This window comes from Cellulosimicrobium sp. G4 BAM 1002 (assembly GCF_057126935.1).
Map to the genome: position 1 here is coordinate 2,797,653 of NZ_CP182109.1, position 24,540 is coordinate 2,822,192.

Annotated in this window: 22 protein-coding genes; 12 read left to right on the forward strand and 10 right to left on the reverse strand. The window is 74.7% G+C overall.

Translation table 11 applies throughout. From position 1 onward, the window contains the following. Nucleotides 1–11: 11 nt before the first annotated feature. Entirely contained in the window at nucleotides 12–1,511 is a 1,500-nt protein-coding gene (yczR, locus tag ACMXGY_RS12680) for a MocR-like transcription factor YczR (protein WP_483773352.1), read from the forward strand. Here yczR and yczE read toward each other — a convergent pair. Beyond that, entirely contained in the window at nucleotides 1,432–2,235 is an 804-nt protein-coding gene (yczE, locus tag ACMXGY_RS12685; protein WP_483773353.1) for a membrane protein YczE, read from the reverse strand. The two genes, yczR and yczE, sit on opposite strands and share 80 nt — an antisense overlap. Nucleotides 2,236–2,296: 61 nt before the next feature. Between yczE and ACMXGY_RS12690 the strand changes: the two genes are divergently transcribed. Then, the gene (locus ACMXGY_RS12690; protein ID WP_483773354.1) at nucleotides 2,297–3,835 is read left to right on the forward strand and encodes an aminotransferase-like domain-containing protein; all 1,539 of its coding nucleotides are present in this window, start codon (nucleotides 2,297–2,299) and stop codon (nucleotides 3,833–3,835) included. Between the two features lie 21 nt (nucleotides 3,836–3,856). Here the strand turns inward: ACMXGY_RS12690 and ACMXGY_RS12695 are convergent, their stop codons facing one another. From ACMXGY_RS12695 to ACMXGY_RS12710, 4 genes are read right to left on the reverse strand one after another with little or no spacing between them, the layout of a single operon-like run. Continuing rightward, nucleotides 3,857–4,066 (reverse strand): hypothetical protein, encoded by a 210-nt coding sequence (locus ACMXGY_RS12695; protein ID WP_483773355.1) that lies wholly within the window; start codon nucleotides 4,064–4,066, stop codon nucleotides 3,857–3,859. Further along, nucleotides 4,063–5,175, reverse strand: a complete 1,113-nt coding sequence (locus ACMXGY_RS12700) for a quinone-dependent dihydroorotate dehydrogenase (RefSeq protein WP_483773356.1) — start codon at nucleotides 5,173–5,175, stop codon at nucleotides 4,063–4,065. The genes ACMXGY_RS12695 and ACMXGY_RS12700 overlap by 4 nt, the downstream gene beginning before the upstream one ends. Further along, on the reverse strand, nucleotides 5,172–5,681 hold the full coding sequence (locus tag ACMXGY_RS12705) for a hypothetical protein (RefSeq protein ID WP_483773357.1): 510 nt from the start codon (nucleotides 5,679–5,681) through the stop codon (nucleotides 5,172–5,174). The genes ACMXGY_RS12700 and ACMXGY_RS12705 overlap by 4 nt, the downstream gene beginning before the upstream one ends. Before the next feature lie 16 nt (nucleotides 5,682–5,697). Next, nucleotides 5,698–6,054: a hypothetical protein gene (locus ACMXGY_RS12710; protein ID WP_483773358.1), complete on the reverse strand. Its 357-nt coding sequence runs from the start codon at nucleotides 6,052–6,054 to the stop codon at nucleotides 5,698–5,700. Between the two features lie 92 nt (nucleotides 6,055–6,146). On the opposite strand from ACMXGY_RS12710, the gene ACMXGY_RS12715 reads away from it, so the two are divergent. Continuing rightward, nucleotides 6,147–7,652, forward strand: coding sequence for a leucyl aminopeptidase (locus tag ACMXGY_RS12715; protein ID WP_483773359.1), 1,506 nt, complete (start codon nucleotides 6,147–6,149; stop codon nucleotides 7,650–7,652). 27 nt (nucleotides 7,653–7,679) lie between these two features. On the opposite strand, the gene ACMXGY_RS12720 is transcribed toward ACMXGY_RS12715, so the two are convergent. After that, on the reverse strand, nucleotides 7,680–8,033 hold the full coding sequence (locus ACMXGY_RS12720; RefSeq protein ID WP_483773360.1) for an oxidoreductase: 354 nt from the start codon (nucleotides 8,031–8,033) through the stop codon (nucleotides 7,680–7,682). 216 nt (nucleotides 8,034–8,249) lie between these two features. Here ACMXGY_RS12720 and lpdA point away from each other — a divergent pair, with 216 nt between their 5' ends. The 3 genes from lpdA (at nucleotide 8,250) to ACMXGY_RS12735 (ending at nucleotide 12,445) form a co-directional block, all read left to right on the forward strand. Next, nucleotides 8,250–9,632, forward strand: a complete 1,383-nt coding sequence (gene lpdA, locus ACMXGY_RS12725; protein ID WP_483773361.1) for a dihydrolipoyl dehydrogenase — start codon at nucleotides 8,250–8,252, stop codon at nucleotides 9,630–9,632. 30 nt (nucleotides 9,633–9,662) lie between these two features. Then, nucleotides 9,663–11,477 (forward strand): 2-oxoglutarate dehydrogenase, E2 component, dihydrolipoamide succinyltransferase, encoded by a 1,815-nt coding sequence (sucB, locus tag ACMXGY_RS12730; protein WP_483773362.1) that lies wholly within the window; start codon nucleotides 9,663–9,665, stop codon nucleotides 11,475–11,477. Between the two features lie 77 nt (nucleotides 11,478–11,554). Further along, entirely contained in the window at nucleotides 11,555–12,445 is an 891-nt protein-coding gene (locus tag ACMXGY_RS12735) for a TIGR01777 family oxidoreductase (RefSeq protein WP_483773363.1), read from the forward strand. On the opposite strand, the gene ACMXGY_RS12740 is transcribed toward ACMXGY_RS12735, so the two are convergent. Both ACMXGY_RS12740 and ACMXGY_RS12745 read right to left on the reverse strand, forming a co-directional pair. Further along, complete coding sequence (locus ACMXGY_RS12740) at nucleotides 12,446–13,933, reverse strand: hypothetical protein (RefSeq protein WP_483773364.1); 1,488 nt, start codon at nucleotides 13,931–13,933, stop codon at nucleotides 12,446–12,448. It abuts the gene before it with no gap. A 68-nt stretch (nucleotides 13,934–14,001) separates the two neighbouring features. Next, complete coding sequence (locus ACMXGY_RS12745; protein ID WP_483773365.1) at nucleotides 14,002–15,042, reverse strand: Gfo/Idh/MocA family protein; 1,041 nt, start codon at nucleotides 15,040–15,042, stop codon at nucleotides 14,002–14,004. 162 nt (nucleotides 15,043–15,204) lie between these two features. Between ACMXGY_RS12745 and ACMXGY_RS12750 the strand changes: the two genes are divergently transcribed. Then, nucleotides 15,205–15,936 carry an HNH endonuclease family protein gene (locus tag ACMXGY_RS12750; protein ID WP_483773366.1) on the forward strand — a complete coding sequence of 244 codons (732 nt, stop codon included), beginning with the start codon at nucleotides 15,205–15,207 and terminating at the stop codon, nucleotides 15,934–15,936. On the opposite strand, the gene ACMXGY_RS12755 is transcribed toward ACMXGY_RS12750, so the two are convergent. After that, nucleotides 15,849–18,215: an MMPL family transporter gene (locus tag ACMXGY_RS12755; protein WP_483773367.1), complete on the reverse strand. Its 2,367-nt coding sequence runs from the start codon at nucleotides 18,213–18,215 to the stop codon at nucleotides 15,849–15,851. The genes ACMXGY_RS12750 and ACMXGY_RS12755 overlap by 88 nt on opposite strands. Nucleotides 18,216–18,231: 16 nt before the next feature. Between ACMXGY_RS12755 and ACMXGY_RS12760 the strand changes: the two genes are divergently transcribed. The 4 genes from ACMXGY_RS12760 to lipA all read left to right on the forward strand — a co-directional run bounded on the left by ACMXGY_RS12760 (nucleotide 18,232) and on the right by lipA (nucleotide 22,047). Next, nucleotides 18,232–18,768 (forward strand): MarR family winged helix-turn-helix transcriptional regulator, encoded by a 537-nt coding sequence (locus ACMXGY_RS12760; protein WP_483773368.1) that lies wholly within the window; start codon nucleotides 18,232–18,234, stop codon nucleotides 18,766–18,768. 9 nt (nucleotides 18,769–18,777) lie between these two features. Beyond that, nucleotides 18,778–19,464, forward strand: coding sequence for a lipoyl(octanoyl) transferase LipB (lipB, locus tag ACMXGY_RS12765; RefSeq protein WP_483773369.1), 687 nt, complete (start codon nucleotides 18,778–18,780; stop codon nucleotides 19,462–19,464). 94 nt (nucleotides 19,465–19,558) lie between these two features. Next, nucleotides 19,559–20,929 carry an MFS transporter gene (locus tag ACMXGY_RS12770; protein ID WP_483773370.1) on the forward strand — a complete coding sequence of 457 codons (1,371 nt, stop codon included), beginning with the start codon at nucleotides 19,559–19,561 and terminating at the stop codon, nucleotides 20,927–20,929. A 107-nt stretch (nucleotides 20,930–21,036) separates the two neighbouring features. Beyond that, entirely contained in the window at nucleotides 21,037–22,047 is a 1,011-nt protein-coding gene (lipA, locus tag ACMXGY_RS12775) for a lipoyl synthase (RefSeq protein WP_483773371.1), read from the forward strand. Between the two features lie 53 nt (nucleotides 22,048–22,100). On the opposite strand, the gene ACMXGY_RS12780 is transcribed toward lipA, so the two are convergent. After that, complete coding sequence (locus tag ACMXGY_RS12780; RefSeq protein WP_483773372.1) at nucleotides 22,101–23,549, reverse strand: RNA-guided endonuclease InsQ/TnpB family protein; 1,449 nt, start codon at nucleotides 23,547–23,549, stop codon at nucleotides 22,101–22,103. A gap of 192 nt (nucleotides 23,550–23,741) precedes the next feature. Here ACMXGY_RS12780 and ACMXGY_RS12785 point away from each other — a divergent pair, with 192 nt between their 5' ends. Next, a complete protein-coding gene (locus ACMXGY_RS12785; RefSeq protein WP_483773373.1) occupies nucleotides 23,742–24,485 on the forward strand; it encodes a DUF4191 domain-containing protein in 744 nt (247 codons plus the stop codon). Nucleotides 24,486–24,540: the final 55 nt, after the last annotated feature.

Consider the following 24,540-nt stretch of genomic DNA (forward strand, 5'->3'; position numbering starts at 1 on the left):
AGAGTGGCCCCATGAGCTCGGCTCCCGCGGTCACGGTCGATGTGCACCGCCACCTCTCCCCCGGCGCCGCGGCGCGACTCCTCGGCCACTGGCACGCGGGCGGGCCGGCGTACACCGCGCTCGCCGACGCGCTACGTGCCGCGGTGCTCGCCGGGACTCTCGCCCCGCACACGCGCCTGCCCTCCGAACGCGATCTCGCGGCCGCGCTCGGCGTGTCCCGCACGACGACGGCCGCCGCCTACCGGCGGCTGCGCGAGCTCGGCTTCGCCCGGTCCCGCACGGGCTCGGGGACCGTCGTCGTGCTGCCGCGCGGGAGCACCCGCCGCTCGGCGCTCCGCGCGCCCCGGGCGCACGGCGGCGACGCCCCGCCGGCACCCTCCTCCGGGACGACCCCGGTCGACCTGGCCGACCTGTCGCAGGCCACGTCCGCGGCGCCGAGCGGGCTGCACGCCGCCTACTCCCGCGCGCTCGAGCGGCTGCCCGCGTACCTGGCCGAGGGTGGGTACGAGCCGTACGGCCTCGACGCCCTGCGCGAGGCGATCGCCGCACGGCACACGGCCCGCGGCACGCCGACGACCCCGGACGAGATCCTCGTGACGACCGGCGGGCAGCACGCGATCGCGACGCTCGCGGCGACCCTCCTCGGGCCGGGCGACCGTGCCGTCGTGCAGTCGCCCACGTACTACCACGCGATGGAGGCGATGCGCCGGGCGGGTGCCCGCCTGGTCCCGGTCCCGGTGGGCCGCGGAGGGCACGACGACGCGCCTGGGTTCGACGCCGAGCTGTTCGACTCGACGCTCCGTCAGGTCTCTCCGCGGCTCGTCTACCTCGTCCCCGACTTCCACAACCCCACGGCGTACACGCTCACACCGGCCGAACGTGCCCGCGTGCGCGACGCCGCCGCGCGCCACCGGGTGAGCGTCGTCGGGGACGAGACCCTCACCGACCTCGACCTCGACGGCGACCCGGACACCACCGGGCCGGTCGCGCCGCCGCTGGCCGGGGACGGGACGTCGCCGTACGTCGTCACCGTGGGGTCGGCGTCGAAGTCGTTCTGGGGCGGGCTGCGGGTCGGCTGGGTGCGCGCCCACCCGGACCTCGTCGCGCGCCTCATGCGGACGCGGCAGTCCGCGGACATCGCCACCGCGGTGCTCGAGCAGCTGACCGTGGTCGAGCTGCTCGGCGACAGCGCCGCCGTGCTCGCGGAGCGGCGCCGGATGCTGCGCGCGCAGCGCGACCTGCTGTGCGGGCTGCTCGCGGACGCTCTGCCCACGTGGCAGGTCCACGTGCCCGAGGGGGGACTCTCGCTCTGGGTCGACGTCGGCGCTCCGGTCGCGCACGCGTTCGCCGCGGCGGCCGCCGCAGAGGGCGTCCTCGTCAACGCCGGCCCGACGTTCACGCCGGACGGCAGCTCGACCGACAGGCTGCGCCTCACCTTCTCGCGCCCGCCCGAGGAGCTCGAGCGGGCCGTGGCCCGGCTGAGCGCGGCGTGGCGGCGGGTGACCGGCTGACGGCCCGGCGTCCGGACCGTCGTCGGCGCGCCGGTGGGCCCAGGTCGAGCGGCCGCGTGCTCACGTGCACCACGGCGCCCACCCCGAGCGCGTAGGCGAGCGTGGACCAGCCGAGCGTGCCGCCCAGCACCCAGCCCACCAGGACGACCCCGACCTCGAGGACGGTCTTGACGACGCCCACCGCGAGACCTGTGCGCCGCACGATGCCGGTCATGAGACCGTCGCGCGGACCGGCGCCGAGGCGGACCCCGAGGTAGGCCGCGGTCGTGACGCCGTTGAGGACGATCCCGCCCAGGGCGAGCGCGATCCGCTGGGCGGTGTCCGGTGCCGGGACGAGCGCCTCGAGCAGCGCGAGGCTCGGATCGACACTGACTCCCGTGACGACGACGTTGACCACCGTCCCCGACCCGGGCCGCTCCCGCAACGGCCACCACAGGACCATGACGAGCACGGACGTGGCGGCCGCGGACGTGCCGATGCTCACGCCCGCCGCGCGGGCGAGCCCTTCGTGGAGCACGTCCCACGGCCGCGAGCCCGTCCCGGCATGGACGAGCATCGCGGTCGAGAACGCGTAGACCAGCAGCCCCACGACGAGCTGGACGAGCCGCCTCGGTGCCCGCGCCGACCGGCGTGGGCCGTCGCCACTCCCCCGCGCGCACGCCGCGGACCGACCCCACTCCCGTGCGGGCCGTGGCCACCCGCCGCCCCCTGCGATCGTCCCCATCCACCCGACCCTGGGTGCCACGGCGTTGCGCCGACAGGGCCACTCGCCGCACAGTGGCCTGGTGGGGGCACTCGACAGCGGGGGTCCGGCCGTCGTCGGCCGGCTGTCGTCGCGCGCCGCGGTGCGCGCGCTGGGCACGTGGCGGACCGGCCTGCCGACGTACGTGGCGATCGCGGACGGCCTCGCGGCGGCCGTCGAGTCGGGCGTCCTGGCCCCCGGGACGCTCCTGCCCGGCGAGCGCGAGCTCGCGCGCGTCCTGCGCGTCTCGCGCTCGACGACGGCCGCGGCCTACCAGCGGCTGCGCGACGCAGGAGTCGTCTCGAGCCGTGTGGGCGCGGGGACGGTCACGCTCGCCTACCCGCACGCGCAGCAGGCGGTGGGCAGGGAGCCCGCCCGGGGCGCGACGCCGGGACGAGGACTTCTCGACCTGTCCGCGTCGGCGACGTGGGACCCGTCGCCGACGGACCTCGCCAGGCTCCCCGACGCCTTCCGGAGGGCGGTCGACCGCGCGGGCCCGCTCCTCCCGTCCGGGTCGCCACCGCGCGGGATCGACGAGCTGCGCGAGCTCGTCGCCGCCCGGTACTGCGCACGCGGGACCCCGACGCGCCCCGACGAGGTGCTCGTCACCGCGGGCGCGCAGCACGCGATCTCCCTCCTCGTCCGCGCGTTCGTGCGAGCGGGCGATCGCGTCGTGGTCCAGTCCCCCACGGAACCCGGCGCTCTCGCGGCGGCCCGCGCCGCCCGAGCACGGGTCGTCGGGGTGCCGACGGTCGCCGACGACGACGCCGTCCCGCGCCTGCCGCCGCGATACCTCGCGCGCTCCGGGTGCTTCCTCGCGAGCCGCCACCGTGACTCCGCGGACCCCGACGGCCACGGGATGGACCTGGGCGTCCTCGGTTCGGTCGTCGCGCGCGCGAACCCACGACTCGTCTACCTCGTGCCCGACTTCCACGCGCCGACGGGGTCGACGCTCTCGTCCGGGCAGCGCGGGGAGCTGCGCGAGCGCGCGCGGTCGTGGGACGTGCCCGTCGTCGTCGACGAGACGCTCTCGGCGGTCGTGCTCGACGGCGCGGCCCCGGATCCGGTGCTCGGGGACCGACCGGGGCCGCTCGTCGCGGTGGGATCGCTCGCGACGACCGCGTGCCCCGGGTTACGCGTGGGCTGGGTACGCGCACCGCGCCGCGTGCTCGACCGGCTGGCGGAGGTGCTGATGCTGGATGGCGTCGCCCCCTCGGTCCTCGACCAGCTCGTCGCGGTCGACCTCTGGGAGCGGCCCGGCGACGCCGTCGTGCGACGGCTCGCCGCGTTGCGGCACGGCCGCGACGTGCTGCGCGGGGCACTGCGCCGCGAGGTGCCCGCATGGCACGTCGCGCGCCCGCGCGGTGGCCTCTCCCTGTGGGCTGCGCTCGGCGCCCCGCGCGCGCACGCGCTCGTCGCGGCAGCGGCGCGGCGCGGCGTGCTCGTGACCCCGGGGACCGCGCTCACGCCCGACAGCACGGGCGCCGGACACGTCGGGCTCGCCTACACGGCGGACGAGTCGGCCCTGCGCGTCGCCGCGGCACGGCTCCGCGAGGCCTGGGCCGAGGTCGCGCCCCGGTGAGGGCCCGCGGTCGCGGCGTCGTCAGCCCGCGCGCAGCTCGACGGGCGCGGTGGCCTGCGCGCCGTCGTGCAGCAGACGGGCGACCACCGCGCCCTGTGCGGCGAGCGTGCGCCAGGTCTCGCCGAGCCACTGCTCGGCGTCGAACTGCGTCGTGAACACGGGGCTGACCGGCGCCGCGAGGGCACGGCCGTCGGCGTCGTCGAGCTCCCAGACCCACTGCGGACGGATCATCGTCCCTCCCTCGGCTCGCGGACGCCGCGCACGTGGTCGCCCGGCTCGGGGTGGCGCGCGAGCGAGCGGTTGATCCGCGCCGCCCAGAACGGCCCGTGGTACGCGAAGGCCGTGTAGCCCTGCACCAGGTCGGCGCCGGCGTGCAGGTAGTCGCGCGCGTCGTGCGCCGTCGTGATGCCACCGACCCCGATGATGGCGCGTCCGGCGCCGAGCCGCTCGCGCAGGCGCGCGACGACGGCGAGCCCGCGGGCACGCACGGGCGGCCCGGAGAGGCCGCCCGGGCCGCGGTCGTGGCCGATCGTCGTGTTGACGGCGACGACCCCGTCGAGGTCGAGCTCGTCGACCAGGTCCGCGACGGCGTCGACGTCCTCGTCCGCGAGGTCGGGCGCGATCTTCACGAGGAGCGGCACACGGCCGACGCCGGCGGACGCGGTCGAGGCGTCCGCGGCCTCGCGCACGGCGACGAGGATCGGGCGCAGGGACTCGACCTCCTGCAGGTCGCGCAGCCCCGGGGTGTTGGGCGACGAGACGTTGACGACGAGGTAGTCGGCGTACGGCGCGAGGAGGCTCGCGCTCGTCGCGTAGTCCCCCGCCGCCTCGGCCGCCGGCGTGACCTTCGTCTTGCCGATGTTGGCGCCGACGAGGACCGCGCGGCCCGCGGGCGTGGCGCGCAGCGCCTCGAGCCGGCGCGCGGCCGCGGCGGCGCCCTCGTTGTTGAAGCCCATGCGGTTGCGGATGCCCTGGACGTCGAGCTCGCGCCACATGCGCGGCTTCTCGTTGCCCGGCTGTGCGTGCGCGGTGACGGTGCCGATCTCGACGAACGCGAACCCGAGCATCGTCAGCCCGCGTACGGCCCGCGCGTTCTTGTCGAAACCACCCGCGAGGCCGAACGGCGCGGGGAAGACCTTGCCGAGGACCTCGACGCTGCCGCGCCCCCCGGCGCGACGGCCGAGGTACGGCGCGAGCGCGCCCTGCACGACGTCCCGCAGGACGGGCACCCGTCCGGCGGTCTCGATGAGACCGAACGCGACCTCGTGGGCCTTCTCGGGGTCCATGCGCCGGAAGACGGCGTCGAAGACGAGGCCGTAGAGGAACGGGCGACGGCTCATGCGGCGGCCTCCGGGGAGTCGGTCTGGGACGGGGTGCGGGACGGGTCGGTCGGCCGGGTACGCCACAACCACCACAGCCCGACGAACGGCAGGACGAGCGGCACGTACCCGTAGCCCTGGCCGAAGCCGGACCAGACGGTCGCGCGTGGGAAGGCCTCGGGGTCGGCGAGCGAGAAGGCCCCGACCGCGAGCACCCCGACGAGCTCGACGGTGACGGCGGCCCAGGCGACGCGCCGCGCGGTCCGACCGCCGCGCGCCAGGGCGACGGTCGCGACGACGTACACGGCCGCCGCGAGGCCGGAGAGGGCGTAGGCGAGAGGCGCCTCGTGCCAGTCGCGCAGGAGCTGGACGCCGGCGCGCGCGCTCGCCGCGATCGCGAAGATGCCGTACACGGCCACGAGCACGCGGCCGAACCCGGCGTTCGTCGTCGGACGGGTGCCCGACCCGGTCGCCGTGCGCGACGTCGTCGCCGGATCCTCGCCGCGCGGGGTGCCGGGTGCGCTCATCGGGTGGACCTCCAGGTCAGGCGTTCCAGATCTGCCACAGCCGCCACTCGAGGAACGCGACCGTCAGGGCCGCGACCGCGAGCACGACCGAGCTCCAGCGCGATCGCTCGGCGAACGCCCACAACGCGGCGACGGGCAGGATGAAGAGGGTGGTCACGAGGTAGCCCCACAGCAGCACGGGGTCGCTCGGCGCGGTCCCGGTCAGGCCGAGGACGGCCAGCACGACCGCCTGCACGAGGATCAGCCCCTCGATCAGCGCCGCCCCCCAGAGCTGGCGAAGGATCACCGCCCGGTCACGGACGACGAACGCCACCGCCCAGCCGGCGAGCGCGACGCACGCCGCGACGACGACGAGCAGGAGGGGAAGGACCACGCCGCCGAGCGTACCGGGGGCGGCGGGCCCGGGCGGAATCGGTACCGGGCCGACGTGGTTCGCTCGCGTCGCGTCGGAGATAGCATCGCGGGGTGGCTGAACTGACCGTCTCCAGCAAGAATCCCGCCGGTGCCAAGGTCGACGCGCTCGTCGTCGGCACCCACACCACGTCCGACGGCGTCGCGATCGTCGGGGGCGACCTGCCCCGCGCGGTCGTCGCGAGCCTCGAGGACCTCGCCCCCGCGCTCGGCATCACCGGCGCCGCCGACGAGGTGCGCAAGGTGCCCGCGGGCGCCGACCTCAAGGCCGACGTGCTCGTGCTCGTCGGCCTCGGCGCGCGCCGCCCCGACGGCACGTTCAGCGCCGAGACGCTGCGCCGCGCCGCCGGTGCCGCGCTGCGCGCGCTCGCGGGCACGTCCACCGTCGCCGTCGCGCTCCCCGTGGAGGACGACGCGGAGCTCGCCGCGGTCGCCGAGGGCGCGCTGCTCGGCACGTACGCGTTCGCGCGCTACCGCACGGGCGACGACGCGACGTCGGGGACGACCCGCGCTCCCGCGACCGTCGAGGTGCTCGCCGCGAGCGCCCGGAGCGCCTCTGCCAGGGCCGCCGTCGAGCGCGCGAAGGTCGTCGCCGCGGCCGTCAACTCCACACGCGACCTCGTCAACGCCGCGCCCAACGACCTGTACCCGGCCGCGTTCGCGGACCTGGCGAAGCAGGCCGTCAAGGACTCGGGGGCCAAGGGCCTCAAGGTCACGGTCCTCGACGACAAGGCGCTCGTCGCGGGCGGCTACGGCGGCCTGGTGGGCGTCGGCCAGGGCTCGGCACGCGGGCCGCGCCTCGTCAAGGTCGCCTACGCCCCGGCGCGCCCGACGGCGAAGGTCGCGCTCGTGGGCAAGGGCATCACGTTCGACTCGGGCGGCATCTCGATCAAGCCCGCCAAGGGCATGGAAGCCATGAAGTCCGACATGGCGGGCGCGGCCGCGGTGCTGCACGCGGTCGTCGCGGCGGCGCGACTGGGCCTGCCGGTCGCGGTCACCGGCTGGCTGTGCCTGGCCGAGAACATGCCGTCGGGCACGGCGCAGCGCCCGTCGGACGTCATCACGATCCGCGGCGGCAAGACCGTCGAGGTGCTCAACACCGACGCCGAGGGTCGCCTCGTCATGGCCGACGGCCTGGTGGCCGCGGTCGAGGAGAAGCCGGACGTCGTGCTCGACGTCGCGACGCTCACCGGCGCCCAGATGGTCGCGCTCGGCAACCGGGTCTCGGCCGTCATGGGCGCCGACGACGTCCGCGCCGAGGTCGTCGCGGCCGCCGCCGCGGCGGGCGAGCAGTTCTGGCCCATGCCGCTCCCCGAGGAGCTGGGCGCCTCGCTCAAGTCGAAGGTCGCGGACCTCGCGAACATCGGCGACCGGTTCGGCGGCATGCTCGTCGCGGGCCTGTTCCTCCAGGAGTTCGTCGGGTCGACGCCGTGGGCGCACCTCGACATCGCCGGCCCGGCGTTCAACGAGGGCTCGGCCCACGGGTACACGCCGGTGGGCGGGACGGGCGTCGCGGTGCGCACGCTGCTCGGTCTGATCGAGGGCCGCGCGACGCGCTGACGGGGTCGATCGGGGCTCGCGCCGGCGTCAGCGCCGACGCTGGCGCGAGTTCCAGTCCCGCATGCGCTGCGGGTAGCCGGTGAACCGCACGTTGTAGACGGGGACGCCGAGGGACCGGGCGACGTCGAACGCCGTCTTCTCGTCGGGGACGCGCCGCCGCGTCCACTCGCCCGTCGTCGCGATGAGCAGCAGCGTCGCGCCCGTGTCCGGGGTGGGCGGCTCGACGTACGCCTCGACGCCGACGCGCGTGCGCACGAACTCCTGCAGGTGCTCGAGCGTCGCCCGACGGGCGTCCGACGACGTGCCGACGGGACCCGACGCGGACGAGTCGGGTGCGGGTCGACGGGAGAACAGGCTGGAGAGCCGAGGCAGCCGAGGCACAGCGGCAGGGTACAGCGTGACCCTGGTCATACGGTGGGTGCGGCTGTCTCCAGCGTCACAGCCGCGAGGCGCGGGTTTCGATTGGGGAGCCCGTGCCCGAGGTGCCAAGATGGCACCCGGAGAACGTTCACGCATCGTGGGTCAGCGGTTCCCGTCCGGCCCGTCGACGTGCCGTGGACGTCCGACCTCGCTCTCCCCTCGCTGAAGGAGTCGCACGTGGCCGAACCCGGCACACCATTCGACGTCGTCGTCCTGGGCGGAGGCAGCGCCGGCTACGCCACGGCGCTGCGCGCCGCCCAGCTCGGTCTCGACGTCGCGCTCGTCGAGTCGGGCAAGCTCGGCGGGACCTGCCTGCACAACGGGTGCATCCCGACCAAGGCGCTGCTCCACGCGGCCGAGCTGGCCGACGGCGCCCGGGAAGGTGCCAGGTTCGGCGTGCGCAGCACGTTCGAGGGCGTCGACATGGACGGCGTCAACGCGTACAAGGACGGCGTCGTCGCCGGGCTGTACAAGGGCCTGCAGGGCCTCGTCTCCTCGCGCGGGATCACGTACGTCGAGGGACACGGCCGACTCGTCGCCCCGGACACCGTCGAGGTCGACGGCAGCCGGTACACCGGCCGCCACGTCGTGCTCGCCACCGGCTCGTACTCACGCTCCCTCCCTGGCCTCGAGATCGGCGGCCGGGTCATCACGTCCGACCAGGCGCTCGGGCTCGACCGCGTGCCGTCGTCGGTCGTCGTGCTCGGCGGCGGCGTGATCGGCGTCGAGTTCGCGAGCGTGTGGAAGTCGTTCGGCGCCGACGTGCAGATCGTCGAGGCGCTGCCCCACCTCGTCCCGAACGAGGACGAGGCGCTGTCGAAGTCGCTCGAGCGCGCGTTCCGCAAGCGGGGCATCAAGTTCTCGCTCGGGGACCGCTTCGCCGGCGTCAAGGAGACCGACTCCGGTGTCACCGTGACGCTCGAGTCCGGCAAGACGTTCGAGGCCGACCTGCTGCTCGTCGCGGTCGGACGCGGGCCGCGCACCGCCGACCTCGGCTACGAGGCCCAGGGCATCACGCTCGACCGCGGGTTCGTGACCGTCGACGAGCGCCTGCACACCGGCGTCGGGAACGTCTGGGCCGCGGGCGACATCGTCCCCGGCCTGCAGCTCGCGCACCGGGGCTTCGCGCAGGGCATCTTCCTCGCCGAGCAGATCGCGGGCCTCGAGCCGACGCCCATCGTCGAGTCCTCCATCCCGCGCGTCACGTACTGCGAGCCGGAGATCGCGTCGGTCGGTGTCACCGAGGCCGACGCGGTCGCCTCGTGGGGGGCCGACGCCGTCGAGTCCCTCGAGTACAACCTCGCCGGCAACGGCAAGAGCAAGATCCTCGGGACCAGCGGCTTCGTCAAGCTCGTGCGCCGCAAGGACGGTCCCGTCGTCGGCGTCCACATGATCGGGGCCCGCGTCGGCGAGCTCGTCGGCGAGGGCCAGCTCATCGTGGGCTGGGAGGCGTACCCCGAGGACGTCGCCGCCCTGGTCCATGCCCACCCCACCCAGAACGAGGCACTCGGAGAGGCGCACCTGGCACTCGCCGGCAAGCCTCTGCACGCCCACAACTGACCCCAACGATCGAAGGAGACCAGGCAGGTCATGTCTGAGAACGTGCAGATGCCGGCCCTCGGCGAGTCCGTCACCGAAGGCACTGTCACCCGTTGGCTCAAGGCGGTCGGCGACACCGTCGCCGTCGACGAGCCGTTGCTCGAGGTCTCGACCGACAAGGTCGACACCGAGATCCCCTCGCCCGTCGCGGGCACGCTCGAGCAGATCCTCGTCCAGGAGGACGAGACCGTCGAGGTCGGCGCGAACCTCGCCGTCATCGGCGACGGCTCCGGCGGCGGCGACGCCGCTCCGGCGCCCGCCGCCGAGGAGCCGGCCCAGGAGGCTGCCGCGCCTCAGCAGTCCGAGCCCGAGCCCGCCGCGCAGGAGGCTCCGGCCCAGCCCGCCGAGCAGGCGGCTCCGGCCGAGCAGGCTGCTCCGGCCGAGCAGGCGTCGGGCGGCGAGGAGATCAAGCTGCCCGCGCTCGGCGAGTCCGTGACCGAGGGCACCGTGACCCGCTGGCTCAAGGCCGTGGGCGACACGGTCGAGGTCGACGAGCCGCTCCTCGAGGTCTCCACCGACAAGGTCGACACCGAGGTCCCGTCCCCCGTGGCCGGCACCGTCCAGCAGATCCTGGTCCAGGAGGACGAGACGGTCGAGGTCGGTGCCGTGCTCGCGATCGTCGGTTCCGGCGCTGCCGCCCCGGCGGCTCCGGCCCCGGCTGCGGAGCCCGCCCCGGCGGCACCGCAGCAGGAGGCTCCCGCGCCCGCGGAGGCGCCGACCGAGGCTCGTACCCCGGCCAGCGAGGCGGACGTCCCGGCCCAGGCCGCGCAGGAGGAGACTCCCGCCGCGACCGAGCAGCCGGCACCGGCCCAGCCGGCACCGGCGAAGGCCGAGTCGGCACCGGGAGCGACCCCGGCGCCGGCTGCGAAGGCCGGCGGCACCTACCTGACGCCGCTCGTGCGCAAGCTCGCGGCGGACAAGGGTGTCGACCTGTCGACGCTCACGGGAACGGGCGTCGGCGGCCGCATCCGCAAGGAGGACGTCCTCGAGGCGGCGCGCAAGGCCGAGGAGGCGAAGGCCGCACCGGCCCCGGCTGCACCGGCCGCTGCCGCCGCGCCGAAGAAGCCGAGCGTCCCCGCGGTGTCGCCGCTGCGCGGCACCACGGAGAAGACGAGCCGCCTGCGCAAGCTCGTGGCGAGCCGCATGGTGGAGGCGCTGAGCACGCAGGCCCAGCTCACGACCGCGGTCGAGGTGGACGTCACGCGCGTCGCCGCGCTGCGCAACCGTGCCAAGGCCGACTTCAAGGCACGCGAGGGCGCGAACCTCACGTTCCTGCCGTTCTTCACGCTCGCCGCGGTCGAGGCGCTCAAGGCGTACCCGAAGATCAACGCGACCTTCGCCGAGGACGAGATCACGTACCACGGCCAGGAGAACGTCGGCATCGCGGTCGACACCGAGCGTGGCCTCGTCGTGCCGGTCATCAAGGACGCGGGCGACCTCAACCTCGCCGGCATCGCGCGCAAGATCGCCGACCTGGGTGCGCGCACGCGCGCCAACAAGGTCGGGCCGGACGAGCTCGCGGGCGGCACGTTCACCATCACAAACACGGGCTCGGGCGGCGCGGTCTTCGACACGCCGATCGTCCCCGTCGGCCAGGTCGCCATCCTCGGCACGGGCACGATCACCAAGCGCCCGGTCGTCGTGACGGACGCCGACGGGAACGACACGATCGGCATCCGCTCGACGTGCTTCATCTTCCTGTCGTACGACCACCGGCTCGTCGACGGGGCGGACGCCGCGCGCTTCCTCACGTCGATCAAGAACCGCATCGAGGAGGGCGCGTTCGAGTCCGAGGTCGGTCTCTGACGCTCTTCCGCTGACGGCCGAGGGCCCCGACCGCGATGGTCGGGGCCCTCGGCCGTCCGGGGCCGTACGGTTGCTCCATGGACATCGTCGTGGCGGGCTCTCACGGGCTCATCGGTTCGGAGTTCCTGGCGGTGCTGCGCGAGCAGGGCCATCACGTGCGCCGCCTCGTGCGACGCCCGCCGCAGACCGCCGACGAGCACGAGTGGGACCCGGACGCCGGCGTCCTCGACCCGGCCGTCCTCGACGGTGCGGACGCGGTGGTCAACCTTGCCGGGGCCGGCATCGGCGACCACCGGTGGACGACCGCCTACAAGCGCACGCTCGTGACCTCGCGCACGAGGACCACCGGGCTGATCGCACGCACGCTCGCCCAGCTCGGCGACCCGGCGCCCGTGTGGGTGCAGGGCTCGGCGATCGGCTACTACGGCGACCGCGGTGCGCAGGTGCTCACCGAGACGTCGACCTCGGGAGACGGCTTCCTGGCGCGCCTCGTGCGCGAGTGGGAGGCGGCGACATCGCCGGCGCAGGACGCGGGCGTGCGGGTCGTGCACGCTCGCAGCGGCATCGTCCTGTCGCCCGACGGCGGGGCCCTGGGCCGGCTCCTGCCCCTCCTGAGGCTCGGGGTCGGCGGCAGGCTCGGTCCCGGCACCCAGTACTGGAGCTGGATCACGCTGCGCGACGAGGTCGCCGCGCTGTGCCACCTGCTCACCGCGCCCGTGCACGGACCGGTCAACGTCTGCGCGCCGCAGCCGGCGACGAACGCCGAGATCACGCGTGCGCTCGCCGCCGCTCTCCACCGGCCGGCGGTGCTCGCCGTCCCGGCCTTCGCCCTGCGCATCGCGCTCGGCGAGCTGGCCTCCGACATCCTCGGCTCCCAGCGCGCGCTGCCCACCGTGCTCGAGACGAGCGGGTTCGACTTCGCCGACCCCGAGCTGACGGCCGCGGCCCGCTGGGTCGTCGGGAGCTGATCAGCGCACCTCGACAACGCGCCATCCCGCGTCGGTCCAGCGCAGCACGAGGAACACGGTGGTGCGCGGCGTCGCCCCGACCTGCAGCTCGCCGTCGGCGGTGCGCTGCCGGTGCGCGCCGACCGCGTAGTCGACCTCGACCGCCACGTCGGGGGGCGCGCCGCCATCCGGCGGCTCCTCCGCGTCGCCCGGGCCCGGTTCGACGAGACGCGCGTCGAAGACCTCGGCCCGCGCGTCGAGCACGTCCACCCCCTCGAGCTCCGCGAGGAGCGCGGCGTCGGTCGCCTCCGCCGGGGAGCCCGGGACGGCGATGCCCGACAGGTCGCCGGTGCCGTCGGTGACGAGCGCGAGCCGTCGTTCGGTGAGCGCGCGCGCCGCGGCCGTGGGGTCGTCCGGGTCCGTGGTCGCGTCCGGCGCGCTCGTGGCGCCGGTACCGTCAGCCCCGTCCGCCGCCGGCACGCCCGACCCGCCGCCGCCCGGTGAGGACGGCCCGTCGAGCGCGAGGAGCACCACGACGAGGACGGCGCACGCCGCCACGATGCCGAGGCTCGTGAGCACCGCGCGCAGCGGGGCTCGGCGCCGGGGCGTCCCTGAACCGTGGCGGCCGGCGCGTCCCGCCGCTGGGCGGGGACCGTGGGTGCGACCTGCCGTCGGCGCGACGGACGACGCCGCGGAGTCCGGTGCCGTGACCGACGGCACGGGCGTGACCCGCCGGCGTGCGCCGAGCGCCCCCGCGACGAGGCGGGCGGCGTCCGGCATCGCGACCGGCCGCGGCTCGACGGCGTCGTAGCAGCGCGCGGCGAACGTCCCCGCCGCGGGCCGGCCGCGCGGGTCGTCGCGCAGCGCGGCGACGAGCTCGGCGTGCAACGCCGCGAGGTCCTTCGCCTCCCCCGGGTCGGCCGGTGCGCTCTGGGCGGGGTGGCTCGACGCGGCCGGCGGGACGATCCCGAGCACGACGCGCGCGAGGTCCCGGACGTCGTCCGCGGGCGACCCCGCCGCAGGGACGAGCGGCGGCCGCACGACGGCGCGGCCGCCGGGCGAGACGACGACGGACCGTGCGTCGAGCCGGCCGTGGGAGCGGCCCGTCCGGTGCAGCGCCGCGAGCGCCTGCGCGACGGGGACGATGACCGTCACGGCCTCGGCCGCGGTGAACGGCTCGCGGGCCGCGGCGAGCTCGTCGAGCGGGAGGCCGTCGACGTGGTCCGTCAGGACGACGAGCGTGGCGTCTCCCGCCTCGACCACGCCCCGGACCGGGACGAGGTGCTCGTGCTCCTGGGCGAGGAGGCGCAGGTGCTCGGTGAGCGCGGCCCGCGCGTCGGGCGCCGCGGGGACACCGACCCGGTGGATCTCGCAAAACGTCCCGGCGTCGTCGCACGCCACCACGCCGTCAGGGGCGCCAGGGCGCTCCTGCAGGGTCCAGCCGGCGGCGGCGAGCGCTGCCACGAGGCCGGCGTCGGCGAGCGGGCGTGGGGCGAGCGGTCGCGGCATGCGCCCATCTCACCGTGCCGGGGCGCCCTCGACGCCGTTATCCACAGGGCGGACGGCGGCGGGTCGACTCAGACCGCGAGCAGACGACCCTCGCGCGCGCTGCGACGGGCGGCGTCGAGGACCTCGGCCGTGCGGACGGCGTCGCGCGGGTCCACCGGGACCGGGCCGCCCTCCAGGACCCACGCGGCGACGGCGCGGTAGAAGTCCGCGTGGCCTCCCGACGCCTGCGGCACGGGCTCGCGCTCGCGCCCCCGCGTGACCCAGCCCAGCGTCCCGGCCGGGGCGGCGTCGTCGAACACCTCGAAGGGCGACGCGTCGTTCTCGAACGTCGTCACGACGTACGCCCCGGCCGTCCCGAGCACGCGGGTGCGCGGGCCCGGCGCGCCGACGACCGACCCGGCCCACAGCCGGCTCACGACGACGTTCCCGCCGGAGTCCGGGGCGTGGTGGAGCACGAGGAACACGTCGTCCTCCGTGGGGGTGGTGTGGGACCGCAGCTCGGCCCAGACGCCCGTGACCGGACCGAAGAGCTGCGTCGCGGAGTCGACGAGGTGCGGGCCGAGGTCGAGGAGCAGACCGCCCCCGACCGGGTCGTTCTCCTTCCAGCGCTGCTGCGGGACGGGGCGCCAGCGCTCCCAGCGGCGCTCGAAGGTGTGCACGCGCCCGATCTCCCCCCGCGCGAGGACGTCGCGCAGCGTGAGCTGCTCCGGATCCCAGCGGCGGTTCTGGAACACGGTGAGCGGCGTGCCGGCCTCCTCCGCGGCAGTGACCACCGCGTCGGCGGCCGTCGCGCCGAGGGCCAGCGGCTTGTCGACCACGACCGGCACTCCTGCCCGAGCGAGAGCCGTCGCGTGGTCGGCGTGCAGGGCCGAGGGGCTCGCGACGACCACGACGTCGTACGCGTCCCGGTCGGCCAGGAGCGAGTCCAGGTCGTCGTGGAGGTGGACGCCCGGCCAGTCCTCCAGCGCGGACGCGCGACGCTCCGGGGACCGGACGACGACGGCCGTGACGGTGTGCCCCGCCTCGCGCACGAGCCGCGCGTGGATCCCGCGGCCCGCGCCCCCGTACCCGACGATCCCGACCCTGAGCGTGCGTGCGGCGCTGTCCATGGCGACCAATCTAGACGGCCGCCCTACCGGGGTCGTCCCGGGCTCGACCGGTGGTCCGAGCACGCCGGCGGAACTGGCAGAATGTGCGCGTTGGTCCGGTATGGAACGCTGCGTACCGCTCGCGCAGGACGGGCCGAGCACCGGTTTCGGGAAGGTCGTCCCTTGAGCACCACGAGCCGCCGGGCCCCTCGCCGCGCGATCCCTCGACGCAGCGTCCTGCGCTACGTCCTCATCGCGCTCGCGATCGTCATCGTCGTCGCGAACGTCGTCAGCCAGCAGTCGGTCGCGGCGGACGACGACGACCCCCCACCCGCGCCCGGCACGGCGCTCGCTGCGCTCGCGCGGCTCGAGGTGAAGGGGCCTGCCGCCGACACCGGGTACGAGCGCTCGCTCTTCGGCGCGGCGTGGGCGGACGTGGACGGCAACGGCTGCGACACGCGGAACGACATCCTCGCGCGCGACCTCACCGACCTGACCTACTCGACGCGCGGCGAGCCGTGCGAGATCCGCACCGGCACGTTCCAGGACCCCTACACCGGCGAGAGGATCGACTTCCGTCGCGGGAACGAGACGAGCATGGCCGTGCAGATCGACCATGTCGTCCCGCTCCTGGACGCCTGGCGCAAGGGCGCTCAGTCCTGGGACGACGAGACCCGCGAGCGCTTCGCGAACGACCCGCTCAACCTCCTCGCGTCCGACGGCCCGTCGAACCAGTCGAAGGGTGCACGCGACGCGTCGGCGTGGCTCCCCCCGAACCACGCCTTCCGCTGCCCGTACGTCGCGCGCCAGATCGCCGTGAAGTCCGCCTACGAGCTCGCGGTCACCCCGTCGGAGTCCGAGGCGATGGCCCGGGTGCTCGAGGACTGCCCGGCCGAGCCGCTCCCGGCGGGCTGACCCGGACCACCGGGCCCGTCCGGGCCCCGGTCCTCGCGGCCGAGGGCGCTCGGCCACCAGGCGCGGCGACCGACGTCGTGGACGAGCGCCGGCACGAGCAGGCTGCGGACGACGAGCGTGTCGACCAGCACCCCGAACGCGACGATGAACGCGAGCTGGGCCAGGAACAGCAGCGGGATGATGCCGAGCGCCGCGAAGGTCGCCGCGAGCACCACGCCCGCCGACGTGATGACCGAGCCCGTGACGGCGAGGCCCCGCAGCACGCCGCGGCGCGTCCCCACGCGCAGGCTCTCCTCGCGCACCCGCGTCATGAGGAAGATCGAGTAGTCGACCCCGAGCGCGACGAGGAAGCAGAACGCGTAGAGCGGCACGGCGGGGTCGGCGCCCGGGAAGTCGAGCACGTGGTCGAACACGAGCGCGGCCACGCCGAGCGCGGCGCCGAACGACAGGACGTTCGCGAGCATGAGCAGCACCGGCGCGACGACGGAGCGCAGCAGCGCGATCAGGATGAGCAGGATGACGACGAGCACCACGGGCACGATGACGCGCAGGTCGCGCTGTCCGGCGAGCTGCGTGTCGAGCCGCTCGGCGGCCGCTCCCCCGACGAGGGCGTCGGGCGAGACCTCGTGGACTGCGTCACGCAGCGCGGAGACCGTCTCCACGGCCTCCTGGCTGTCCGACGGCGCCTCCGTGGTGACATCGACGCGCACCTGACCGTCGACGACGAGCGGGTCGCCCTGCGCCGGCGCGCCGGGTGCGACGGCGGGCTGGTCGGTGACGGGCGTCGCCGCGGCGACGCCGTCGGTGCCCTCGGCCGCCTCGACGACGGCGTCGAGGTCGCCCTCGGGCGCGACGACGGTCGCCGGCTGGGCGGACACGCCCTCGAAGTGCTCGGTGAGCACCTGCTCGCCGTCGACCGAGTCGACCTGCGTGAGGAACACCTCGGAGTCCCCCGTCCCCTCGGCGTCGAGCGTCGGGACGAAGGCGGCGCACGCGGCGAGCACGAGCGCGGTGACGACCCACACCCGGCGGTCGTGCCGGCCGACGAAGCTCGCGACGCGCGACCAGACGCCGTGGCCCTCGATGCTCACGGCGTCGTCCCCGGCCGCGGCGTCGTCCGCCGCCGCCGCGGATGACGCGTGGTCGCCCGCGAAGCGCGGCATCCGCGGCCAGAAGAGCGCGCGCGAGCGCTGCCCCGCGACGAGCAGGAGCGCGGGCAGGAGGGTGAGCGCCGCGACGAACGCCGAGGCGATGCCGATCGCGGCGACGGGACCGAGGCTCCGGTTCGAGGAGAGGTCGGACAGCAGGAGGCACAGGAGCCCCGCGATCACGGTGCCGGCGCTCGCGGCGATCGGTTCCACCGAGGCGCGCACCGCGCGCCGCAGCGCGGTGACCGTCGAGCGGACCTGTCGCAGCTCCTCGCGGTAGCGCGCGACGACGAGCAACGAGTAGTCGACCGCGGCTCCGACGACGAGGATCGACAGGATCCCCTGCGACTGCCCGTTGAGCGTGAGCACGTCCGCCGCGGCGAGGTGGTAGACCACGAGCCCCGCGAGCGTCAGGGCGAGGACCGCGGTGAGGATGACGATGAAGGGCAGGATCGGCGAACGGTAGACCACGGCGAGGATGACGAGCACGGCACCGAGCGCGACGAGCAGCAGCACCGTGTCGATCCCGCCGAACGCGGTCACGAGGTCCGCGACGAACCCGGCAGGTCCGGTCACCCACGCCTCGAGCGAGGTGCCGGCGAGGCCGCCGTCTGCGGCGTCCGCGGCAGCCAGATCGCGCAGCGCCCCGACGGCGAGCTCGCTCACGCTGCTCTCCTCGGCGCCGACCCGGTCGGACGCCACCGAGGCGTCCAGGGAGACGACGACGAGCGCGGCCTCGCCGTCCTCGGACGGGACCACGACGGGGTCGGCGACGGAGACGTCCCCGACGGTGGCGGGCTCGTCGCCCGACGTGCCCTCGAGCGGGGCACCGGGAATCGCTGCGGCGTACGCGTCGAGCGCCGCGAGGTCGTCCGGCGTGAGCGCGCTGCCGTCGCCCGTGGTGGCCACGACCAGCGCGGGGAGCGTCTCGGAGTCGGTGAACTCGCGCGCGACCTCGGCGGCGCGCGTCGACTCGGCGCTCTCGGGCAGGAAGGCCGCGGCGTCGTTGGTCTGCACGCTGCTCAGGCGGCCCTGCGCCTGCCCGCCGAGCGCGCCGATCGCCATCCACAGACCGATGACTGCGACAATGATCAGCCCGCGGAGGAATCCGCTCTTCCTATTGCTCAGCATGCTGAGTAATGGTGCCATGGTTGAGGGAGGAATGCACGTGGCGCACGCGTCGAGGGAAGCTGCCACCGGGCCGTACGACGACCCGGAGGTCGGCGACCCTGCGCCCACCGACCCCGAGCAGTGGGCTACCGGACGCCTGCTGTTCGCCGTCGCCCGTCGGATCGAGCGCGAGTGGAACGCCCACCTCGGGCAGTGGGACCTCAACCACGCAGGCTTCCCCGTCCTCATGCACCTGCTCGGCGGGCCGCGCTCGCAGCGCGTGCTCGCGACCGAGTCCGGGGTCACGGAGCAGACCATGAGCCGGATCGTCGCGCGCCTGGAGCGCTCGGGCTACGTGACCCGCACGGACGACCCGGCCGACCGTCGTCGTCGCGCCGTGGCGATCACCGACGCCGGGCGTGCCGCCGGCCTCGCGGCCGCCCGCCGCCGCTCCGCCGAGGACCTCGCGACCCGGGGGCTCGACGACGCCCAGGTCGCCGCGCTGCGCGAGGTGCTGCTCACGATGCTCGAGACGTTGCCCACACGGAGCGGCATGCCCGGCGACGAGGGCTAACCTGGCCCGATGGACCTGCTTCCCCTGCCCGGTCTCACCGACTACCACGAGGCCTGGGACCTGCAGCGCGCTGTGCACGACGACGTCGTCGACCACGCCCGTCCCGACACCCTGATCCTCGTCGAGCATCCCGACGTGTACACGGCCGGGCGCCGCACGCACCGGGCGGAGCGGCCCGACGACGGCACCCCCGTCGTCGACGTCGACCGCGGCGGGAAGATCACGTGGCACGGCCCGGGCCAACAGGTCGTCTACCCGATCGTGCGGCTGGCCGAGCCTGTCGACGTCGTCGCGTACGTGCGCGCGCTCGAGGAGGCCGTCATGGTCGTGTGCGCGGGCCTCGGCCTGGCGACGATGCGCGTCGAGGGGCGCAGCGGGGTGTGGGTCGCGGCGGACGCCACGCGCCGCGAGCGCAAGGTGTGCGCGATCGGCGTGCGCGTCGCGAAGGGCGTGACGATGCACGGCCTCGCGCTGAACTGCGTCCCCGACCTCTCGCGGTTCGACCGGATCGTCCCGTGCGGCATCGAGGACGCCGACGTGACGTCCCTCACCGCCGAGCTCGGCCGCGACGTGACGCTCGCCGAGGTCGCACCGCTGCTCGTGGCCGCGCTGGAGGACGCGCTCGCGCCGCTGCGGGCAGCCGACGGGACGGCGACGGCACCTGTGCGCACGGCGGCGGAGGCGCTCGCGGGCTAGCAGCGGGTAATCTGGCGGTACCAGGGAAACCTCGCGCGCCGGAGTACGGGTGGGTCGGCGTGCGGCACGACGCACCCTCGAGGACCTGGACCGCATGACCACCACCTCCGCGCGCAGCACGCCGCGCCCGCACGACCCTCGTCCCGAACCCGAACCCGAACCGGGCGCCGCGACCGACGCACCCCGGCCCCTTCCGGTACGCGCCGGGTACGCACGGCTCCCCCAGCTCGCGGGGCGCACCTTCCTCCCCGTCGCGTTCCTCGCCCGGCTCCCGTTCTCGATGCTGACCATCGGGACCCTGCTGCTCGTGACCTCTGCGACGTCGTCCGTGGCGGTCGGCGGGCTCGCGTCGGCGGCGACCGCGCTCGGCACGGCGGTCGGCGGCCCCGCGCAGGGCGCCTTGGCCGACCGCGTCGGGCAACGCGTCGTCCTGCTCGTCGCCGTCCCCGTCGCGACCCTCGCGGTCCTCGCGCTCGTCCTGGTGACGACCGGCTCGGACGGTCCCGCCCCCACCGCACTTGTGCTCGCTGTCGCCGCGGCGACCGGCGCGAGCGTGCCGCAGGTCGGGCCGCTCGCCCGCGTGCGATGGCTCCGCCTGGCGGCGCGCGAGCCGCGCACGCTCGCGGCCGCGATGGGCTACGAGAGCACCGCCGACGAGGTGAGCTTCGTCCTCGGCCCCGCGCTCGTCGGGATCCTCGCGTCGGCCGGCTCCCCCCAGGTCGCGGTCCTCGTCGCGGCCGGCGGCATCGCCGTGTTCGGCACCGCGTTCGCGCTGCACCCGACGTCGCGCGCCGCCGTCGCGCACGCCGGCGCGGAGCGCGTCCACGACGGCGGCGACGAGCCCGAGGTCGCGCGCGGGATCCTGGCCCTCGCGCGCCGCGAGGGGGTCGTCCTGGTCGGCATGCTGTCGATGGGCCTGCTGTTCGGCGGGACCCAGGCGGCGCTCACCGCGCTCGCGCGCGACGCGGGCACCCCGGGCAGCGCCGGACTCGTCTACGCCGTCATGGGCGTCGGCTCGGCGGTGACCGCGCTCGCGGTCGTGGCGCTCCCCCGCCGCTGGGGCCAGCGCGGCCGCTGGGTCACGTTCGCGGGCGGGCTCCTCGGGGGCGCAGTCGCGCTCGTGCTGGCGGCGGCGGGCGGGTCGCTCCCGGCGGTCGTCGTCGCGGTCGCGGTGACCGGTCTGTTCGTCGGGCCGGTCATGGTCACCGTGTTCACGGTCGCGGGCGAGCGCGCGCCGGCCGGGCGGACGGCGTCGGCGATGACGCTCGTGGCGAGCGCCAACGTCGTGGGCGTCGCGCTCGGCGCGGCCGGCGCCGGTGCGGTCGCGGACGCGCTCTCCACGACGGCGGCCTTCGCCCTGCCCGTGGTCGCGGCGGCCTTGCTGGTCGTCACCGGGGTGTCGCTGACGTCACGTCCACAGAGTGGTCCCCACCAGGGAACGGGCTCGGGCGAGCGCGTAGTCTGACCGAAGTCCGGCGTCGTACTCCGGGCGACCGCACCCGAACGGTGCGCCGCCCACCCGCCTGCGCGGCGACGTCGGCTCTCACTCGCCACGACGACCGGGAGACACCCGTGACGATCGCACCTGAAGGACGGCGCATGCTGCGGGTCGAGGCCCGCAACGCCGCGACGCCGATCGAGAAGAAGCCCGAGTGGATCAAGACCCGCGCGACGATGGGCCCGGAGTACTCCGAGCTCAAGGGTCTGGTCAAGCGCGAGGGCCTGCACACGGTCTGCGAGGAGGCGGGCTGTCCCAACATCTTCGAGTGCTGGGAGGACCGCGAGGCGACGTTCCTCATCGGTGGCGACCAGTGCACGCGCCGGTGCGACTTCTGCCAGATCGACACGGGCAAGCCCGCGGACTTCGACGCCGACGAGCCGCGGCGCGTCGCCGAGTCCGTCCAGGCGATGGGCCTGCGTTACTCGACGATCACGGGCGTCGCGCGCGACGACCTGCCCGACGGCGGTGCGTGGCTCTACGCCGAGACCGTCCGTCAGATCCACGCCCTCAACCCGGGCACCGGCGTCGAGCTGCTCATCCCCGACTTCAACGCGATCCCCGAGCTGCTCGACGAGGTGAACGAGTCGCGCCCCGAGGTGCTCGCGCACAACCTCGAGACCGTGCCGCGCATCTTCAAGCAGATCCGCCCCGCGTTCCGGTACGAGCGCTCGCTGTCGGTGCTCACGCGGGCGCGCGAGGCCGGCCTGGTGACGAAGTCGAACATCATCCTCGGCATGGGCGAGACCATCGACGAGGCGAAGGAGGCGCTGCAGGACCTGCACGACGCCGGCTGCGACCTCGTGACGATCACCCAGTACCTGCGCCCGTCGCTGCGCCACCACCCCGTGGACCGCTGGGTCAGGCCGGAGGAGTTCGTCGAGCTGTCCGACGCCGCCGAGGCCATGGGGTTCCTCGGCGTCATGTCGGGGCCGCTCGTGCGGTCGTCGTACCGCGCCGGGCGCCTGTGGGGCCAGGCCATGACGCGCCGCGGCATGGAGATCCCCGCCGCGCTCGCACACCTCGCCGAGCCGACGACGTCGCGCCAGGAGGCGGCGAGCCTGCTGGCCCGCGCGCCCCACTAAAGCCTGTCGAACATCCCTGGCGGGGTAGTCGGCAGCGTCCTTCTCGGACGTCCCTACGCCGCTGTGACGGTGTGGGTTCCCACGTCACCCGGGCTGGTTTCGTCGACGCGTGAGCGCCGGCCAGAGCCTTCCCGTCGGTGGGCATTGGTGACCTGGCCTCGTGCTTCGGGGTCCAGGACCTGGGAAGAGTAGTGCTTCTCGCCCCAGGCGGCGAGGTTGACTGCAGCGTTCAAATCACGGTCGATCGTCAGCCCACACTGCCCGCAGACAAAGACACGGTCGGCGAGGGCGAGCATGGACTTCACCTCGCCGCAGGCGGAGCAGGTCTTCGACGACGCAAACCACCGGTCCGCGATCAGGACGGTCCCGCCACGCCAGGTCTGCTTGTAGGTGATCTGGCGGGCGAGCTCGCCCCAGGCCGCGTCGGAGATGGCGGCGGCGAGCCGGTGGTTGGCGAGCATGCCGGCGATGTTGAGGTTCTCGAGGACGAGCCGGTCGTGGGTCTTGACCAGCGCATTCGAGACCTGGTGCAAAAAGTGCTGGCGGCGGGCGCGGACCCGCTCATAGTGGCGCGACAACCGTTTGACGGCAGCGCGCCGGTTGGCGGAGCCCTTGACCTTGCGGGATACGGCTTTCTGCAACCGGCGGGTGACAGGTTGCGCCGCCCGGAGCGCCCTGGGGGAATCGGTGATGCGCAGCGTCTGTGTTCCGTCGGTGGTGGCGCCAACGACCGGTGCATGCAGGCCACGGTCCACACCGACCCAGCCAGTGTGGTCGGTGACGTCGCGAACCCGGTGCTGTGCGGCTGGGTGCAGGACAGCGGCCTCGACAGTCACCGAGATGCGCCAGCGACCGCCACGGCGGGTGACGGTCACGAACAAGATCCGTGCTCGGCCGCTGGCCAGCATGCGTCGCAGCCGCCGGGTGTCGTCGTGCACGCGGACGGCGCCGATACCGGGCAGGGTCACCGAGCGTTGGCCGTTCTCCCCGATGCGGATCATTGCGCGCTCACCAGCGCTGGTCTTGGAGACCTTGTTGCGCATGCGGAACGAGCCGCGCTCGTGGTTCCTCTTCTTGAACCTCGGGTGCCCCGCTGCCCGGCCCTTGCGCTTCCCGCGCCGGGAGTCCGTCCACGCCTTGAGGGCTTTGCCGAGGTCCACGACGGCCTCCTCGAACACCTGAGCGCTGACCTCCGAGCGCCAGGCCAACCCCGTGACCTCAACCTCAGTTTCCCCTGCGGCGTCGGCGACGAACCGGCGACCCGCCTCCTCGGACTTCTTCCACGCGTTGAAGGCGTTGATCAGGTCGAACCCGGTCCATGGCACCTTGACCTGGACGCCGGCCGCGTCATCGGCATCGACGGCGCCATCAGCGGCCGTCGCGGAGTTCTTGGCCGCGTTGCGGGCATCCAGGTGCAGCCGCAGGCCCTGGTTGAACGCAAACCGGGCAGCGCCCTCGTGCCGGGCCAGTGCACGTGCTTGTTCCACGGTGGGGTCCGCCACCAGTTGGAATGTCGTATGCCGGGACACGACGAGCACGCTATCGATTAGCACCGACACGAGCCGGAAATTGAGGCACGTCCGCCAGTACGGAGCCACCCATCGCCCACGAGCTTCGTCATCCTGCCCCGATCGAGTCGCCCTCCGCTGAGTCGACCGCAGGTAGTAGCTCGGCAGGGCTCTAGACTTACCGGCATGGCCCGCAAGAACTCGGACAGCACCGGCGCGCCCGCCGCCGGCGAGCAGGTCGCGAAGCAGAAGAAGCCCAAGAAGCAGCGCTGGTACCACCAGGTGTGGGCCGCGTACCAGATGACGCGCAAGCAGGACCCCGCGGTCACGTGGATCATGCTCGGCGTGTTCGTCGGCATCATCGCCGTCGCGCTGGGGATCGGCCTGTGGTGGGGCCAGTGGGTCTACACCCTCATCGTCGGCATCCCGTTCGCGGCGCTGGGCGCGATGTTCGTGCTCACGCGTCGCGCGGAGCGTGCGGCCTACCAGCAGATCGAGGGCCAGCCCGGTGCCGCGCGTGCCGCGCTCGGGACGATCCGGCGCGGCTGGACGTTCGACGAGGAGCCGGTCGCGATCGACCCGCGCACGCAGGACCTGGTGTTCCGCGGCGTCGGGCGGGCGGGCGTCGTGCTGGTCAGCGAGGGCCCGCCGCACCGCGCGAAGCGCCTCCTGGACTCCGAGCGCAAGCGCGTCGCGCGCGTCCTGCCCAACGTGCCTATCACGGCCATCCAGGTCGGCGACGACGAGGGCCAGGTCGCGCTGCCCAAGCTGCCGCGCGCGGTGCAGAAGCTCAAGCCGACGCTCACCAAGCCGGAGACGGCCGAGGTCTCCAAGCGTCTGCGCGCTCTCGGCGTCTCACGCCTGCCGATCCCCAAGGGCATCGACCCGACGCGCGCCCGCCCGGACCGCAAGGGCATGAAGGGCCGCTGACGCGGTCCACCCACGCTGAACGACGACGACGCCCGGTCGGGCGGGGAGGCCGCCT